This window comes from Niveispirillum sp. CC-CTL257 (assembly GCF_059489915.1).
Genome location: NZ_JCAJXE010000004.1, coordinates 99757 through 114938 on the forward strand (window position 1 = coordinate 99757; position 15182 = coordinate 114938).

Genomic DNA, 15182 nt, shown 5'->3' on the forward strand with positions numbered 1-15182 from the left:
CCCCTTAATTCATTTCACGATCCGCCGACACATCCTTGGCCACCCGCCGCAAGGCACCGGCGAAGTAGGTGGCCGCCGGCGTCAGATCCACGCCCGTCCGCAGGGTGATACCCACCGGCCCCAGGGCGGTGCGCAGATTGACGGGCAGGCGGACCAGACCCGGTTGGCTCTGCACCACCTGATAGGGCATGGCGGCGACCATGTCGGTTTCCAGCAGCAGGGTATGGTTGGTCAGGATGGAGACCGATTCCACGGTCTTGATGGGCGGCTGCAGCCCCGCCTTGCGAAACGCGGTTTCGATCTGTCGGCGCAGGCTGGTCTGCGGTGGCGGCAATATCCATTCCTCATCCATCAGGTCCGCCAGGGTCAGCTCGCCCCGTCCGGCCAGTGGATGGTCCTTACGCGCCACGATGGATACCGGCTCGTAATAGAGAACCTCCTGCGACAGCCCATCACGCTCGCGATATTCGGGCAGGCGGCCCACCACCATGTCCAGATCACCGACGCGCAGCATGGGCATCAGCTTGTCGTTGGTGCCCTCCACCACCTGGATATTGATGTTGGGCCGTTCCTTCTTCAGCAGGACGATGGCGCGCGGCAGCAGGGTGGGGGCGGCGGCCAGCAAGGTGCCCACCGCGATCTTGCCGGTCGTGCCGGTGTTTAGCGATACCAGCTCTTCCGACGCGTGGCGGAGCTGCGACAGGATCAGCTTGGCGTGCCGCACCACCACTTCGCCGAACAGGGTGGGTGTCACCCCGCGCGAGGTGCGGTCGAACAGATCCATGCCCAGCGTCTGTTCCAGTTCCCGAATGGTCTTGGTGGCCGCCGGCTGCGCCATGTTCAGCACCTGGGCCGCGCGCAGGATATTATTATGTTCGGCCACCATCACCAGCAGCTGCAACTGCTTGAATTTCAACCGCGCCCGCAGGCGGTTCTCCAGCACCAGCGGCGTCAGGTTCAGGCTCATGTTTTCCTCCGTGCCCCGTGCATCTTGATTTTCCCCTTCTCTCGTCATCCCGGCGAAAGCCGGGACCCAGGGGCCGTAAGCCCAACCCGTCCAACCCGCATCATTCACTGCTGAGGGGCCGCCGGTTCTTTGGGCACCTGGGGCCCGGCTTTCGCCTGGATGACGATGAAGAAGCATCCTCATCAGCTATAGCTATTCCCATATATCGGATCACTGAAATGGTATTTTTCTATTATACAAGGCCCCGATAGCGTGGAACCCATCAGGCCGCGCGGGCAGTCACTGCCCCGGCAGCAGAGAACGGGTTTCGTTCCATGTCCCACCACGCCTATCCCTTTCAGGGCCGCACCATACCCGCCTATATCGGTGGGCAGTTCGTGACGGCGGGGGACAGTTTCCCCAACATCTCCCCCATCGATGGCGCAACCCTTGCCCCGGTACATCTGTCGGGTAAGGCAGAGGTGGACAGTGCGGTGAAGGCGGCGCGGGCCGCCTTGCATGGTCCCTGGGGCCGCATGCCGGTACGCGACCGGGTGACCCTGCTGCGCGCTGTGGCCAATGGCATCCGCGCGCGGTTCGATGATTTCGTGGCCGCCGAGGTGGCGGATACCGGCAAGGCGCTGCATCAGGCGCGCAGCATTGATGTGCCGCGCGGGGCCGCCAATTTTGACCTGTTCGCCGATCTGGTCCTGACGCGCGCGACGGAGTGCTTTCAGACCGACACGCCCGACGGGCGCGGGGCCGTGAATTACACGATTGCCAAGCCGCTGGGCGTGGTGGCCGTTGTGTCGCCCTGGAATCTGCCGCTGCTGCTTCTGTCCTGGAAGCTGGCCCCGGCATTGGCCTGCGGGAACACCGTTGTCGCCAAACCGTCAGAGGATACGCCGTCAACAGCGGCCCTGCTGGCCGAGGTGATGCATCAGGCGGGGATGCCGCCCGGCGTGTTCAATCTGGTCCATGGGTTCGGACCGGACAGCACAGGCGAATTCCTGGTCAGCCACCCCGGCATCGACGCCATCACCTTCACCGGGGAAAGCGGCACCGGCAGCGCCATCATGCGCAGTGCGGCGGCGGGCGTGAAACCGGTCAGTTTCGAACTGGGCGGCAAGAACGCCGCCATCATCTTCGCCGATGCCAATTTCGATGATGCCGTGGCCGGCACCGTGCGGTCGGTGTTCAGCAACTGCGGGCAGGTCTGCCTCTGTTCTGAACGCGTCTATGTCGAACGCCCGATCTTTGACCGGTTCGTGGCCGCCCTGAAACAGAAGGCGGAGGCGATCCAGGTTGGCAGCCCTTATGACGGGGCCGAAATGGGCCCCCTGATCTCCGCCAAGCATCGGGACAAGGTCGTCTCCTATTTCGATCTGGCAAGGCAGGAAGGCGCCATCACCATCACGGGCGGCGGCGTGCCGCGTTTCGGTGACCATCGCGATCAGGGTGCCTATGTGCAGCCCACCATTATCGCCGGCCTGCCCGAGGATGCGCGTTGCGTGAAGGAAGAGATTTTCGGTCCCATCTGCCACATCGCCCCCTTCGATAGCGAGGAGGAGGTGATCGCCAAGGCCAATGACAGCCGTTACGGCCTGGCCGCCGCACTGTGGACCCGCGATGTGCAGCGCGCCCACCGGGTGGCGCACGCGCTGGAGGTCGGGATTGTCTGGGTCAATGACTGGTTCCTACGCGATCTGCGCACGCCGTTCGGCGGCGTCAAGTTTTCCGGCATCGGGCGGGAAGGGGGGCAGCATTCGTTGGCCTTCTATTCCGAACCCACCACCATCTGCATCAAGCTGTAAGGGGACACCATGGACGCGCAAAGCCTTGAGGCCGTGGCCCTGAAACTGCGTCTGGCGCAGAAGGAACGCAGCCCCATCCCGCCCATCACCCCGTTGCTGCCCACGGGCGATATCGCGGCGGCCTACCGGGTGCAGGAAGCGAACACGGCGCATGCCCTGTCGCAGGACCGGCGGCTGGTGGGCCGCAAGATCGGCCTGACCAGCTTCGCGGTTCAAAAACAGCTGGGCGTGGATCAGCCGGATTACGGCATGCTGTTCGCCGATATGGGCTTTGGCGATGGGGAGGAGGTGCCCCTTTCGCTGGTGCTTCAGCCGAAGGTGGAGGCGGAAGTGGCGCTGGTCCTGGGCCGCGACCTGACGGCGGATCGCCACACCATCGCCGACATCATCCGCGCCACCGATTTCGCCCTGCCAGCCCTGGAAATTGTGGGCAGCCGCATCGCCGACTGGAAGATCGGTATTCTGGACACGATTGCCGACAATGCCTCCTCCGGCCTGTTCGTGCTGGGCACGGCACCGCGCAGGCTGGCCGATCTCGACCTGTCCTTGTGCGGGATGAGCCTGCGCAAGGGCGGGGAGGTGGTGTCGACCGGCGTGGGTCGTGCCTGCCTGGGCAACCCGCTGAATGCCGCCCGCTGGCTGGCCGACCGCATGGTCGCCTTGGGGCGTCCGCTGCTGGCCGGCGATCTCCTGATGACGGGGGCGCTGGGTCCCATGGTCACCATCGCCCCCGGTGAGGCGGTGGAGGCAGAGATCGCCGGCCTGGGCACGGTGCGGTCCCAGTTCGTCTGAGTGCTGCTGCCGCTCTACCAAGGACCATCCTATGTCCCGCCCCGTCCCGTCCCCCCGGCATCTGTTAATTGAGGATGTGACCCTGCCGGCCCTGCGGTTCCGGTTCGGGCGGGAGGCCCTGTGCCTGCTGGCCCGCGCGCTGGAAGGGGCGGGGGTGGATGGGATCGTGATGCCGGCGGGCGATTGGGAACTAGCCGAACTGCTGGCGGGCGAGGGGCTGCGCGCTACGCTGTCCATGACGGTGGAGAGCGTCGGCGAGGTTGAGCGGGCAATCGGCCTGGGTATCCGTGCCTTGCGTGTTCCGCTCACCACTCTGGAAGCGGCGGAACCCGTCATCGCGGCGGGTCGGAGCGTTGGCCTGCATGTCACTGCCCTGACCATGGACAGTCATATGTCCGGTCCCGGTGATCTGGCGCGGCAGGCGCTGGCGCTGGAAGGGTTCGGGGCCAGTTGCATCCATGTCCTGGATGTGACGGGTGCGCTGGACATGGACGGGGTGGCGGCGCGGTTGCGTGCCTTTGACCGGCTGTTGTCGCCCACCACCGAGCGCGGGATCAGCGCCAGCCATGAAGTGTCGCTGGCCGTCGCCAATGCCCTGGTGGCGGTGCAGAACGGCGCAGTGCGGGTGGATGCCGCCCTGGCCGGTCCCGCTACCCCGCTGTCCCATTTCATCACTGCCGCCACGCGCAAGGGCTGGCGGCATGGCTGCGACCCGCAGGCGCTGGCACAGGTGGCCGGCATGCTGGGGCCGACGGTTTGTGAGCATATCAGCGGGAGGGCCGCATGACCGGTGCCGGTTACAGTCCCGCCGCGCGGCGCAAGGCCTCGTTCATGCGTCCCTGCCAGCCAGGCCCCTGTGCCCGGAAATGGGCCAGTATGTCTGGGTCCAGACGCAGCGTCACCTGCGCCTTACGAGTATCGGCCTTGGGCCGGCCAGCCTTGCGCATAGTCCCCGCCGCCGGTCGCAGCACCGTGTCACCTACGGCCAGTTCGGCACGGGCAAAGAAGTCATCGCTTAGTTCCGGCGCGTCATCCGGATCAACCCAACTGCTGCTGGAAACGGGCTTGTTCGCGCTCATTGGCTTTCCTCATCGAAATCACGCGGCGGCCACCAGCCACCGGCGTCCAGACCACAACCAGCATCCGTCCGTCCAACATTCCAAAGGTGATGTAGCGCGGCTCCGGATAGATGAACCGGTCATCCAGCATGGTCAGGGTCAGTCCCCGGAACAGCAGGGCGGCATCGGCAAAGTCAAGGCCGCGCTCCGCCAGTGTCCGGTCGCGCTTGGCCGGGTCGAACGTGATGTTCATGAGAATATTTGTAACGACAATAACGCCATCGGTCCAGCAGTTTTTGTAGTGACAATAATCGATGGGGAAGGAGAGGCGTGATGCCTGATATTCATGATCTGGCCCGCACCCTGGACGATGCCGCGCGTGCGGCCCGCGCCACCGCGCAGTTCTCCACCAGCGGCATCGACCTGACGCTGGATCAGGCCTACGCCTTGCAGGCGGCCCTGGTGGCGCGGCGGGTGGAACGCGGGGCCGGCATTATCGGCGTGAAGATGGGCTTCACCAGCCGCGCCAAGGCCTTCCAGATGGGTGTGCATGACCAGATCTGGGGCCGGTTGACGGCGGATATGCTGGTGGAGGATGGGGGAAGCATGCCCTTCGCCCGGTTTGTCCATCCCAGGGTGGAGCCGGAAGTGGCCTTCCTGCTGAAGGCCCCTCTGTCCGGTCCGGTTACGCCGCTGCAGGCATTGGCGGCCGTGGATGGGGTGGCCCCGGCGCTGGAGATCATCGACAGCCGCTACCGTGACTTCAAATTCTCGCTGGCCGATGTCGTGGCGGACAATGCGTCTTCCAGCGGCTTTGTTACCGGCGGCTGGCACCGGCCCGACCTGGACCTGCGCACATTGGGTATGGTCATGACCATCAATGGCCGCGCGCGGCAGATGGGGTCCAGCGGGGCCATCCTGGGCGATCCGCTGCGCTCTCTCGTCTCGGCCAGCCGGCTGGCAGGTGCGGCAGGCGTCACGCTTCAGCCCGGCTGGATCGTTCTGGCCGGGGCGGCGACGGCGGCAGAGGCTCTGGCCCCCGGTGATCATGTGGCGCTGGAAGCCCAGGAACTGGGCCGCGTCGAGTTTCAGATGACGGCAGAAGGATCGGCAGAATGAGCAGCGATGCCATGGTCATCGAGGGTCGGGCGGTACCCAGGGGACGCTTCCCCCATTTCCGCCGGGCCGGCGATTTCATCTTCGTTTCGGGCACCAGTTCACGGCGCCCCGACAATTCCATCGCCGGCGCCACGGTCGATCATCTAGGCGCCACCGACCTTGATATCAGGACCCAGACGCGGGCGGTGATCGAGAATATCGGCGGCATTCTGGAGGCGGCGGGTGCCAGCCTGCGCGACGTGGTGGAGGTCTCCACCTTCCTGGTCGATATGAATGATTTCCAGGGCTACAACCAGGTCTATGGCGAGTTCTTCGACCAGGAGGGACCGGCGCGGACGACGGTGGCGGTACATCAACTGCCGCATCCCCATCTGCGGATCGAGATCAAGGCCGTGGCCTATAAGCCCCTGAAGGGAGGGACCCCATGCTGACCTATGGCCTGCCGCTGAATTTCGCGAAATGGATCGAGGAGCATCAGCATCTGCTGCGCCCCCCGGTCGGCAATGCCCAGATATGGTCGAACGCCGATTTCATCGTCACGGTTGTCGGCGGCCCCAATCAGCGCACCGATTACCATGTCGATCCGCTGGAGGAGTTCTTCTACCAGATCAAGGGCGACATGGTTCTGCGCCTGTGGATCGACGGCGCGCCAAAGGATGTGCCGATCCGGGAGGGGGAGATTTTCCTGCTGCCCCCCAACGTCCCGCATTCGCCGCAGCGTCCCGTCGAAGGGTCTGTCGGTCTGGTGATCGAGCGTCAGCGGCCCGACGGTCTGCTGGATGCCTTCCAATGGTATTGCGATGGCTGCGGCGGCATCGTCCACAAGGCGGAGGTGCAGTTGTCCAGTATCGTCAAGGACCTGCCGCCGATCTTCCAGTCCTTCTATGACAATGTCGAAAAGCGCATCTGTCCTTCCTGCGGCACGGTCCATCCCGGCAAGGTCGCCAAGGCAGGTGCGGCATGACAATCATCGATATGCACAGCCATTTCGTGCCCGAGAACTGGCCCGATCTGGCCGAACGCTTCGGCACGGTGCGCAACTGGCCCTGGATGCGCCATCATGGCGGCGGACAGGCCATGATCATGCTGGGGGAGGAGGAATTCCGCCCCATTGATGAACGCTGCTGGAACGGTCAAGCCAAGCTGGCTGACATGGGCCGTGACGGTGTTGATATCCAGATCATGTCGGCCACACCCGTCCTGTTCGGCTATACCCGTCCCGCTGATCAGGCCCTGGATTGCGCCAAGCTGTTCAACGATGCGGCCCGCGACATCTGTGCCGCCGATCCGGCCCGCCTGAAATCGCTGTGCCAGGTGCCCTTGCAGGATATCGACAAATCCTGTGCCGAGGTCAGCCGCGCCATGAACGATGGCCATGTCGGGGTACAGATCGGCAACCATGTCGGTGACAAGAACCTGGATGATGCCGGCATCGTCACCTTCCTGCATCATTGCGCTGATATCGGTGCCCCCGTTCTGGTCCATCCCTGGGACATGATGGCCCGTGAACGCATGCCGAAATACATGCTGGCCTGGCTGGTCGGCATGCCGGCGGAAACGCAGCTGTCGATCCTGTCGCTGATCATGTCGGGGGCTTTCGAACGGCTGCCCAAAAGCCTGAAACTCTGCTTCGCGCATGGCGGCGGCAGCTTCCCCTATCTGCTGGGTCGGGTGGACAATGCCTGGACCCACCGCGATATCGTGCGCAAGGATTGCCCCAACCTGCCTTCCTCCTATGTCGACCGGTTTTACGTGGACAGCGCCGTGTTCAACCACGCTGCCTTGTCACTGCTGGTCGCCACCATGGGGGAGGACCGGGTGATGCTGGGTTCCGACTACCCGTTCCCGTTGGGGGAGCAGCGGGTGGGGGCGCTGGTGCGCGGCCATGACGGCCTGTCGGCCCCGGCCAAGGCCAAGATCCTGGGTGGCAATGCGGCGGGCTTCTTCGGGGTGTAAGCCCTACCCGCCGTTATAACAAAATCACCCTCCGCAATAGCATCCCTATGCTTGTTCTGTGCAGGGCCGGGCGCGACACTGGCCGCACGTAATCCCATCCATCCATCCGATCCGATGACGCCGCCGGCAAGGCCGGGCGGCCAAGGGGGAAGTCATGTCCTGGTATGCCCTTGCCACGCTTGAACATGCCGATGGTCCGGCGGCTCTGGTACTGCCCGACGGGGCCGTGAGGCTGGCCGATCTGACGGATGTCGGCGAGATTGCCGGTCTGTCAGTGACCGATATCATCCGCCGCTGGACCGCACTGGAGGCGCGTATCGACCGTCTGGCTGTCGCCGCCGACAATGGTGCGCGTCAGGGCAAGGTCGCGCTGCTGAAGAACCCGCGCACCGCCGTGCCGTTCCAGCCTTTCCGCATCTTCGGCGCCGCCTCGAACTATATCGAGCATGCGGCGGAGATGGAGACGAAGCTGGCCGCCAAGGCCGACAGCACGCCGTTCGTCTTCATGAAGTCCCAGTCCAGCATCATCGGCCCCGATGACCCCGTGATCCTGCCGCCCGAAAGCCAGAAGGTGGATTGGGAGGTGGAGCTTGGGGTGGTTATCGGCAAGGCCGGACGGCGCATCCCGGAGGCCCGCGCCTTGGACCATGTCGCGGGATATGTCGTGGTCAACGATATTTCGGCCCGCGACCTGACGCGCCGCGCCGACTTCCCGTTCAGCCATGACTGGTTCCGCGGCAAAAGCTTTGACAGTTTCACGCCCGTCGGCCCCTGGTTTGTGCCGAAATCCTGTGTGCCCGATCTGCACCGCCTGCGCCTGACCCTGTCGGTGAATGGGGAGATGATGCAGGACGGGACCAGCGCCGACATGATCTTCAATACATTTGAACAGATCGCCTATCTGTCGCGCCTGCTGGAACTGCGTCCCACCGACCTTCTGGCCACGGGCACGCCCGCCGGCGTGGGCATGGCGCGGGGCATCTTCCTGAAGCCGGGCGACCGCATGGTGGCCGGTATTGAGCATGTGGGTGAGATCGCCAATCCTGTGATTGCGGAGGGGTGAGATGCGCCAATTCGCCCGCACACTCGTCACCGCCACCCTTCTCACCGCCGGCCTGCTGCTGGGCGGATGCGGGGAGGACAGCCGCGAAGCCGAAAAGGTCACCTTCAACATGTCCTGGCTGCCACAGGGCAGCATGGCCGGGGTCATCCTGGCCATCGATAAGGGCTTCTATGCCGAGGAAGGGCTGGCGGTGGAGGCGGTGCGCGGCTTCGGCGGCATCCGCACCGCCAATGAGCTGGACCAGGGCATGTTCCAGTTCGGCTATGCCGATCCCCTGGCCGTCATCCTGAACCGTGCCAATGGCGGCACGGCCCGCATGATCGGTGCCATCAGCGACCGCTGGCCCGCCGGCCTCTGCTTCATCAAGGAACGGCACAAGGTCGAAAGCCCCGCCGATCTGGCCGGCATGGTGGTCGGCGGCGGGCAGAATTCGCCCATGCAGGTGCTGGTTCCGGCCTGGCTGGAAAAGAACGGCGTGGACAAGGGCAAGGTCACGCTGATGCAGTTGGACCCCGCCGTCGTCGTTGCCTCCCTGGTAGAGGGCAAGATTGATGCGGGCGAATGTTGGCTGGGCAATTCGCTGCCTTTGTTCCGCCGCCGGGCGGAAGAGGCGGGGTTAAGCCTGGGCTGGCTCGCCTATGCTGACTTCAACCTGGACATTTATGGCAACGGCCTGATCAGCAGCGACAAGGTGATCAAGGAACGGCCCGAACAGGTGCGCGCCTTCCTGAAGGCGACATATCGCGGCTATGCCGCCGCCCTGGCCGATCCCGACGCGGCGGTGGCCGTGATGCTGAAACATTATCCCGTGCTGGATGCGGACATCACCAAGCAGCAATTGCTGGAAACCGGCGCGTTGCTGAAGCAGCAGGCCCGTGCCGGCTGGATGGAGGCCGACCGGGTGGCGGGCACGCTCGACTTCCTGCGCAGTGCCTATGGGCTGAAAGCCGACGTGAAGGTCGGCGACGTGTTCACCACGGATTACCTGCCAGCAGAGTGAGCGTCGCGTTCTTCTTCGTCATCCCGGCGAAAGCCGGGACCCAGGGGCCACAGGCTCTGACCTAAACACAGCGTCCATCATCGCTTGTTCAACGTCGGGCGCGCGGCCCCTGGGTCCCGGCTTTCGCCGGGATGACGAGAAAGCAGTCGGCATTGAGACGAGAAAGGAAACGCCATGTTTCGACCCAAGCCGCTGAAGCTCGGCCATCTGGTGCTGAAGGTCCGGGATATCCAGGCATCGCTGGCCTTCTACCGTGACATTGTCGGGCTGGAAGTGTCCGACTGGATTGACGGGCATATGGTTTTCCTGCGGGCCGGCACTGACCATCATGATCTGGCCCTGTTGCAGATGCCGGCGGATCAGGCGGCAAGGCACGATCCTGCCACCTCTCCGGTAGAGCATTTCAGCTATCAGGTCGCCGATATGGGCGAGATGGAGCGCATCACAGCCTTCCTGATGGAACGCGGCGTGCCCATCGACCGGGGCTATGGACGGCACGGGCCGGGCGGTAACACCTTCATCGTGTTCAAGGACCCGGACGGCAACAATGTCGAATTCTATTCCGACATGATCCAGGTGGATACCGACCATCCGCACACGCCCGCCATCTGGCCCGGCAAACAGATGCATACGTTCGACCGCTGGGACCTGGAAAAATTCGTGGTCCCGCCGCCGGCCCGCATCGAACAGCTGAAAAAGGGAGGGGGGAAATGACCGGCACCATCCGGCGCGCGGCGGAAACGCTGCTGTTCTGCGCTGTCCTGATCATCCTGTGGGAAGGTGGGGTCAGGCTGTTTGAGGTGAAACCCTATCTGCTGCCCTCGCTCTCTTCCATCGCGGAGGAAACGTGGCGGGCGCGCGCACAGCTCTGGCACCATTCCCTGGTGACATTGGGGGAGGTGGCGTTGGGTTTCGCCTTTGCCACGGTCCTGGGCGTGGCGCTGGCGGCCCTGATCTTCTTCGTGCCGTTGGCAAAGCGCACGCTCTACCCGTTCGTGGTGGCGCTGCAATCCATCCCGAAGATCGGGTTGGCGCCCATCATCGTGGTCTGGTGCGGCTATGGGCTGGCGTCCAAGGTCACCATGGCCTTCCTGTTCGCCTTCTTTCCCATTGTCATCACGACCCTGGGCGGTCTGGCCAGCACGCCAGCCCATCTTGAGGAACATTTCCGGGCGTTGGGGGCGAAGCCCTGGGCGTCGTTCTGGCGGCTGCGTGTGCCATCGGCCCTGCCCAGCTTTGTGGATGGGGCCAAGGTCGCCATGCCGCTGGCCGTGATCGGGGCCATCGTGGGGGAATTTGTCGGGTCCAATGATGGGCTGGGCAATCTGATCCTGATCGCCACCGGGTCATCGCAGACGGCCCTGTCCTTTTCGGCCCTGCTGGTCGTCACCGGCCTGTCGTTGGCCCTGTTCTATCTGATCGAAGCATTGGGGAGGCTGGTATGGTGGCGGCAGGGTTGAAGCCTGTGGCGGATATGGCCCCGGTCGCCATCGCCATCGACGGCGTGACCAAGCGGTTTGGTGGGCTGACGGCGCTGGATAATGTGACGGCGGAGATCCAGGACCGGGAATTCGTCTCCATACTGGGGCCCAGCGGCTGTGGCAAGAGCACCTTGCTGCGTATCCTGGCGGGCTTGGTCGGATGCGAGGAGGGCGGGATCGACATTTTCGGCGGCCGGGTCAATGGCCCGCGCGATGATGTCGGCGTGGTGTTCCAGACCTCCAACCTGCTGGCCTGGCTGAATATCGAGGCAAATTTGCGCCTGGGTCTGGAGATACGCCGGGGCAAGGCGGCGGCGCGGGGCGCCGATATCGGGCCGATGGTGGAGACGCTGGGCCTGAAGGGCTTTGAAAAGCATTTCCCGCATCAGCTGTCGGGCGGTATGCGCCACCGGGTGGCCATCGGCCAGACGCTGCTGTGCGATCCGCGCGTGCTGCTGATGGATGAACCGTTCGGAGCGCTGGACGCGCTGACCCGGGATAGGTTGAACATGGAATTGCTGCGCATCTGGCAGCGGGACGCCAAGACCGTCGTCCTGATCACCCATTCCATCGCGGAGGCGGTGCTGCTGTCCGACCGGGTGCTGGTGATGTCGGAACGGCCGGGCCGGGTGATCCGCGATGTCACTATCAATCTGCCCCGCCCGCGAGACCCCAGCCGGACGCGGGAGAGCGCGGCGTTCGGGGAATATGTCGTGGAACTGAGCCGGTTGATGGGCGTCGGTTGACGCCACACCGCATCCTTTCTTGAAATCGGGGAATTCCAATGCCCTATCTGTCGCTTGGCGAAGATCAGCTTTATTATGAAACCCATGGCGAGGGGCCGGCCATTGTGCTGGCCCATGGGGTGGGCGGCAATCATGCCGTCTGGTTTCGGCAGGTGCCGGTCCTGACCAAGGCCTATCAGGTCGTGCTGTTCGACCATCGTGGTTTCGGCAAATCCACCGACCGCGCTGGCCTGGGTCGCAGCGCCTTTGCCGATGACCTGACCGCCTTGCTGGATCATCTGGGGCTCGACCGGGTGGCGCTGGTGGGGCAATCGATGGGGGCGGGGACCTGCATCAATGTCGCGCTGCGCCATCCGGGCCGGGTTGCGGCCCTGTGCGTCGCGTCGTCCCTGCATGCCATTGCGGAGGAAGGCGATGTGGCCGACCTGATGGTGGCGGCGCGGGCGGCCAGCAATGCGCTGCCTCAGCTTGAGCGCGTACTGGGCGCGCCATTCAAGCAGCGCGAGCCGGAACTGTCCTGGCTCTATGCTGCCCTGTCGGGTTTCAACAATACCGACCGCAAGGGGCTGAAGGGCGATTGGCCGCGCAGCGTGCCGCCGGCCCTGCTGGGCAGCCTGGGTTTCCCCATCCTGTTCATCGCCGGGCATCTGGACCCTGTCTTCCCCGTCGATGCCATACGGGCGGTTCAGGCGCAGGTGCCGGGCAGCTTCCTGGTGGAAGTGCAGGACACGGGCCATTCCGTGTTCTATGAACGTCCCGTCGAATTCAACGACAGCCTGTTGAGCCTGTTGCAGATGGCGGGCTTCAAGGGGCGTCGCAAGTCCGTTCATTCCAACAGCGCCGGGTACAGGCCGGTCGTCGCGTGAAAGAGGTTATCGCCATGAAGCCGCCCGTGCTGCTCTATGCCTGCCCCACGGTGGATCAGGAGGCCTGGGTCAAGCCCCTGACCGCAGCATTGCCCGGCATCGATATCCGTCTGTGGCCGGATACGGGCGACAAGGCGGAGATCGATTATGCCTTTGTCTGGAAGCAGCCGGCGGGCATCCTGTCCGATCTGCCGAACCTGAAAGTGATCTTCTCACTGGGGGCCGGTGTCGAACATGTCCTGACCGATACGACCCTGCCCGCCGACATTCCGCTGGTGCGCATGGTAGACCCTACCCTGGTCACCGGCATGGTGGAGTTTGTCGTGATGCAGGTGCTGCACTATCACCGGTCCATGCCGGACTACGCCGCACAGCAGCGGGCCGGCATCTGGAAGCAGCTGCCACAATTGCTGCCGTCCGAACGCCGGATCGGTATCTTGGGGCTAGGCGAACTGGGCGCGGCCTGCGCCAAGGCGCTGACGGGTTTCGGGTTCGATGTGGCGGGGTGGAGCCGGACGGAAAAGCACCTGCCTGGCGTGCGCGGCTTTGCCGGGGCAGAACAGCTGGATGGGTTCCTTGCCCAGACCGACATTCTGGTCTGTCTGCTGCCCCTGACCGATCAGACGCGCGGCATCCTGAACCGCCGCACCCTGTCGGCGCTGCCGCGCGGTTCCTATCTGATCAATGCCGCGCGCGGCGGGCATCTGGTGGAGGATGATCTGATCCCGCTGCTGGATACCGGCCATCTGTCGGCGGCGACACTGGATGTTTTTGCGGTGGAACCGTTGCCTGGCGGGCACCCCTTTTGGACGCACCCGAAGATCACGCTGGTCCCCCATGCCGCCGCCTTGACTCATCCGGGCACGGCATCGCGCATCGTGGCCGCCAACATCGACCGGCATCGACGGGGGGAGCCCCTGCACAATGTCGTGGACCGCACGCGCGGCTACTGACCCCCGTCAGCCCTTGTCCAGGGCGCCGGGGAACCGGTCCACCTTGCGCAGGGCCGGGAACAGCACGCACCACAGCGCCACGACCACCAGCGTGCCGACCCCGCCGACGATCACGGCGGGGCCGGCACCCCACCAATGGGCCGTAAGCCCGCTTTCAAATTCACCCAACTGGTTGGACGCGCCTATGAACAGGCTGCTGACGGCGCTGACGCGGCCACGCATGTCGTCGGGTGTTTCCAGCTGTACCAGCGACTGGCGGATGAAGACGCTGACCATATCCACCGCGCCCATGACAATCAGGGCGATGCCGGCCACGATGGCCGAACTGGTAGACCCGAAGATGATGGTCCCCACACCGAAGGCGGCGACGCAGACGAACAGCACCCGGCCCACCCGTCGCCGCACGGGCCAAAAGGCCAGGATCAGCCCCGTCACCAATGCCCCCACCGAGGGCGCGGCGCGCAGGATGCCAGCCATCACGGGGCCGGCATCGAACTGATCCTTGGCCAGGACCGGCAGCAACGCCGTCGCCCCACCCAGCAGTACCGCAAACAGGTCCAGCGAGATGGCGCCCAGCACGATGGGCTTGCCCCAGATGAAGCGGAAACCCGCGAACAGGGTTTCCAGGCTGACCTTCTTCACCGCCGCCGGGTTGGGCTTGGGCGGCAGCTTGATGAACCGGACCAGGGTGAAGGCGATCATGAACAGCAGGGCGCAAAGGGCAAAAACCCAATGGCCGATAAAGCCGTAAAGCAACCCGCCCAGCGCCGGTCCCACGATGGACGCACCCTGCCAAGCCGATGAATTCAACGCCACGGCGCGCGGAAAGATGGCGGGTGGCACAAGATTTGGCACAAGCGAGGACGCCGCTGGCATCTCAAACGCGCGGGCCGTGCCCAGGATGGTGACCGACAGGAAGGCGGGCCATAGCGCCTTGGTATTATCGTCCCAGAGCGCCAGCCACAGCACCAGCATGGCGACGATTTCCAGCCCCTGGCAGACATTGATCACGCGCCGCCGGTCGAACCGGTCGGCAACATGTCCGGTGACCAGGACCAGCAGGATCGACGGCAGGAACTCCGCCAGTCCGATGAAGCCCAACGCCATGGCACTGCCCGATACGTCATAGACGCGCCAGCCGGTGGCGACGATCTGCATCTGCAACGCCAGAATGGCGCAGATGCGGGCAAACCAGTAAAGCCGATAGGGGGTATAGGCGAAGGGGCTGGTCGGCTGATCGACCGGGGAGGCATCGGACATGGGACCGGGCAGGTAACGGGCGACAGACGGAAACTATGCGCCTCGGCCTTGCGATCCGTTAAGGGCGCTTCCTGCAACGCTGGGGCGCGCGCGGTGGCGGCGAACTATAATCAGGTGTGGCGCCTTTC

18 protein-coding genes are annotated in these 15182 nt (G+C 64.5%); 14 read left to right on the top strand and 4 right to left on the bottom strand.

The window, feature by feature from the left end; translation table 11 throughout:
* Positions 1-4: 4 nt before the first annotated feature.
* Positions 5-967 (bottom strand): LysR substrate-binding domain-containing protein, encoded by a 963-nt coding sequence (locus ABC729_RS21195; RefSeq protein ID WP_102114835.1) that lies wholly within the window; start codon positions 965-967, stop codon positions 5-7.
* Between the two features lie 314 nt (positions 968-1281).
* Between ABC729_RS21195 and ABC729_RS21200 the strand changes: the two genes are divergently transcribed.
* The 3 genes from ABC729_RS21200 to ABC729_RS21210 are packed head-to-tail and all read left to right on the top strand — an operon-like array spanning position 1282 to position 4339.
* Positions 1282-2760 (top strand): 2-hydroxymuconic semialdehyde dehydrogenase, encoded by a 1479-nt coding sequence (locus ABC729_RS21200; protein WP_495609598.1) that lies wholly within the window; start codon positions 1282-1284, stop codon positions 2758-2760.
* Positions 2761-2769: 9 nt separating this feature from the next.
* Positions 2770-3552 (top strand): fumarylacetoacetate hydrolase family protein, encoded by a 783-nt coding sequence (locus tag ABC729_RS21205; RefSeq protein WP_495609599.1) that lies wholly within the window; start codon positions 2770-2772, stop codon positions 3550-3552.
* A 31-nt stretch (positions 3553-3583) separates the two neighbouring features.
* The gene (locus ABC729_RS21210; RefSeq protein ID WP_495609600.1) at positions 3584-4339 is read left to right on the top strand and encodes a hydroxymethylglutaryl-CoA lyase-like TIM-barrel protein; all 756 of its coding nucleotides are present in this window, start codon (positions 3584-3586) and stop codon (positions 4337-4339) included.
* 10 nt (positions 4340-4349) lie between these two features.
* Here the strand turns inward: ABC729_RS21210 and ABC729_RS21215 are convergent, their stop codons facing one another.
* Positions 4350-4631 (bottom strand): BrnA antitoxin family protein, encoded by a 282-nt coding sequence (locus ABC729_RS21215; protein ID WP_495609601.1) that lies wholly within the window; start codon positions 4629-4631, stop codon positions 4350-4352.
* A complete protein-coding gene (locus ABC729_RS21220) occupies positions 4591-4863 on the bottom strand; it encodes a BrnT family toxin (protein WP_495609602.1) in 273 nt (90 codons plus the stop codon). Before ABC729_RS21220 ends, ABC729_RS21215 begins: the two co-directional genes overlap by 41 nt.
* 80 nt (positions 4864-4943) lie before the next feature.
* On the opposite strand from ABC729_RS21220, the gene ABC729_RS21225 reads away from it, so the two are divergent.
* From ABC729_RS21225 to ABC729_RS21275, 11 genes are all read left to right on the top strand, one after another.
* Positions 4944-5729: a 2-keto-4-pentenoate hydratase gene (locus tag ABC729_RS21225; RefSeq protein WP_495609603.1), complete on the top strand. Its 786-nt coding sequence runs from the start codon at positions 4944-4946 to the stop codon at positions 5727-5729.
* Positions 5726-6160, top strand: coding sequence for a RidA family protein (locus tag ABC729_RS21230; RefSeq protein WP_495609604.1), 435 nt, complete (start codon positions 5726-5728; stop codon positions 6158-6160). Before ABC729_RS21225 ends, ABC729_RS21230 begins: the two co-directional genes overlap by 4 nt.
* A complete protein-coding gene (locus ABC729_RS21235; protein ID WP_495609605.1) occupies positions 6154-6693 on the top strand; it encodes a 3-hydroxyanthranilate 3,4-dioxygenase in 540 nt (179 codons plus the stop codon). Before ABC729_RS21230 ends, ABC729_RS21235 begins: the two co-directional genes overlap by 7 nt.
* Positions 6690-7685 (top strand): amidohydrolase family protein, encoded by a 996-nt coding sequence (locus tag ABC729_RS21240; protein ID WP_495609606.1) that lies wholly within the window; start codon positions 6690-6692, stop codon positions 7683-7685. Before ABC729_RS21235 ends, ABC729_RS21240 begins: the two co-directional genes overlap by 4 nt.
* A gap of 154 nt (positions 7686-7839) precedes the next feature.
* Positions 7840-8748, top strand: a complete 909-nt coding sequence (locus ABC729_RS21245; RefSeq protein ID WP_495609607.1) for a fumarylacetoacetate hydrolase family protein — start codon at positions 7840-7842, stop codon at positions 8746-8748.
* A 1-nt stretch (position 8749) separates the two neighbouring features.
* Entirely contained in the window at positions 8750-9748 is a 999-nt protein-coding gene (locus tag ABC729_RS21250; RefSeq protein WP_495609608.1) for an ABC transporter substrate-binding protein, read from the top strand.
* 174 nt (positions 9749-9922) lie between these two features.
* Positions 9923-10462: a VOC family protein gene (locus ABC729_RS21255; RefSeq protein WP_495609609.1), complete on the top strand. Its 540-nt coding sequence runs from the start codon at positions 9923-9925 to the stop codon at positions 10460-10462.
* Complete coding sequence (locus tag ABC729_RS21260) at positions 10459-11208, top strand: ABC transporter permease (protein ID WP_495609610.1); 750 nt, start codon at positions 10459-10461, stop codon at positions 11206-11208. Before ABC729_RS21255 ends, ABC729_RS21260 begins: the two co-directional genes overlap by 4 nt.
* Positions 11190-11975: an ABC transporter ATP-binding protein gene (locus ABC729_RS21265; protein ID WP_495609611.1), complete on the top strand. Its 786-nt coding sequence runs from the start codon at positions 11190-11192 to the stop codon at positions 11973-11975. Before ABC729_RS21260 ends, ABC729_RS21265 begins: the two co-directional genes overlap by 19 nt.
* 38 nt (positions 11976-12013) lie before the next feature.
* Positions 12014-12841, top strand: coding sequence for an alpha/beta fold hydrolase (locus ABC729_RS21270; protein ID WP_495609612.1), 828 nt, complete (start codon positions 12014-12016; stop codon positions 12839-12841).
* A gap of 14 nt (positions 12842-12855) precedes the next feature.
* Positions 12856-13794: a 2-hydroxyacid dehydrogenase gene (locus ABC729_RS21275; RefSeq protein ID WP_495609613.1), complete on the top strand. Its 939-nt coding sequence runs from the start codon at positions 12856-12858 to the stop codon at positions 13792-13794.
* Positions 13795-13800: 6 nt separating this feature from the next.
* Here ABC729_RS21275 and ABC729_RS21280 read toward each other — a convergent pair whose 3' ends face one another.
* The gene (locus ABC729_RS21280) at positions 13801-15054 is read right to left on the bottom strand and encodes an MFS transporter (RefSeq protein WP_495609614.1); all 1254 of its coding nucleotides are present in this window, start codon (positions 15052-15054) and stop codon (positions 13801-13803) included.
* Positions 15055-15182 lie beyond the last annotated feature (128 nt).

Coding starts and splice junctions, on each gene's coding strand:
- ABC729_RS21195 (WP_102114835.1), bottom strand. CDS start 967: ATGAGCCTGAACCTGACGCCGCTGGTGCTGGAGAACCGCCTGCGGGCG.
- ABC729_RS21200 (WP_495609598.1), top strand. CDS start 1,282: ATGTCCCACCACGCCTATCCCTTTCAGGGCCGCACCATACCCGCCTAT.
- ABC729_RS21205 (WP_495609599.1), top strand. CDS start 2,770: ATGGACGCGCAAAGCCTTGAGGCCGTGGCCCTGAAACTGCGTCTGGCG.
- ABC729_RS21210 (WP_495609600.1), top strand. CDS start 3,584: ATGTCCCGCCCCGTCCCGTCCCCCCGGCATCTGTTAATTGAGGATGTG.
- ABC729_RS21215 (WP_495609601.1), bottom strand. CDS start 4,631: ATGAGCGCGAACAAGCCCGTTTCCAGCAGCAGTTGGGTTGATCCGGAT.
- ABC729_RS21220 (WP_495609602.1), bottom strand. CDS start 4,863: ATGAACATCACGTTCGACCCGGCCAAGCGCGACCGGACACTGGCGGAG.
- ABC729_RS21225 (WP_495609603.1), top strand. CDS start 4,944: ATGCCTGATATTCATGATCTGGCCCGCACCCTGGACGATGCCGCGCGT.
- ABC729_RS21230 (WP_495609604.1), top strand. CDS start 5,726: ATGAGCAGCGATGCCATGGTCATCGAGGGTCGGGCGGTACCCAGGGGA.
- ABC729_RS21235 (WP_495609605.1), top strand. CDS start 6,154: ATGCTGACCTATGGCCTGCCGCTGAATTTCGCGAAATGGATCGAGGAG.
- ABC729_RS21240 (WP_495609606.1), top strand. CDS start 6,690: ATGACAATCATCGATATGCACAGCCATTTCGTGCCCGAGAACTGGCCC.
- ABC729_RS21245 (WP_495609607.1), top strand. CDS start 7,840: ATGTCCTGGTATGCCCTTGCCACGCTTGAACATGCCGATGGTCCGGCG.
- ABC729_RS21250 (WP_495609608.1), top strand. CDS start 8,750: ATGCGCCAATTCGCCCGCACACTCGTCACCGCCACCCTTCTCACCGCC.
- ABC729_RS21255 (WP_495609609.1), top strand. CDS start 9,923: ATGTTTCGACCCAAGCCGCTGAAGCTCGGCCATCTGGTGCTGAAGGTC.
- ABC729_RS21260 (WP_495609610.1), top strand. CDS start 10,459: ATGACCGGCACCATCCGGCGCGCGGCGGAAACGCTGCTGTTCTGCGCT.
- ABC729_RS21265 (WP_495609611.1), top strand. CDS start 11,190: ATGGTGGCGGCAGGGTTGAAGCCTGTGGCGGATATGGCCCCGGTCGCC.
- ABC729_RS21270 (WP_495609612.1), top strand. CDS start 12,014: ATGCCCTATCTGTCGCTTGGCGAAGATCAGCTTTATTATGAAACCCAT.
- ABC729_RS21275 (WP_495609613.1), top strand. CDS start 12,856: ATGAAGCCGCCCGTGCTGCTCTATGCCTGCCCCACGGTGGATCAGGAG.
- ABC729_RS21280 (WP_495609614.1), bottom strand. CDS start 15,054: ATGTCCGATGCCTCCCCGGTCGATCAGCCGACCAGCCCCTTCGCCTAT.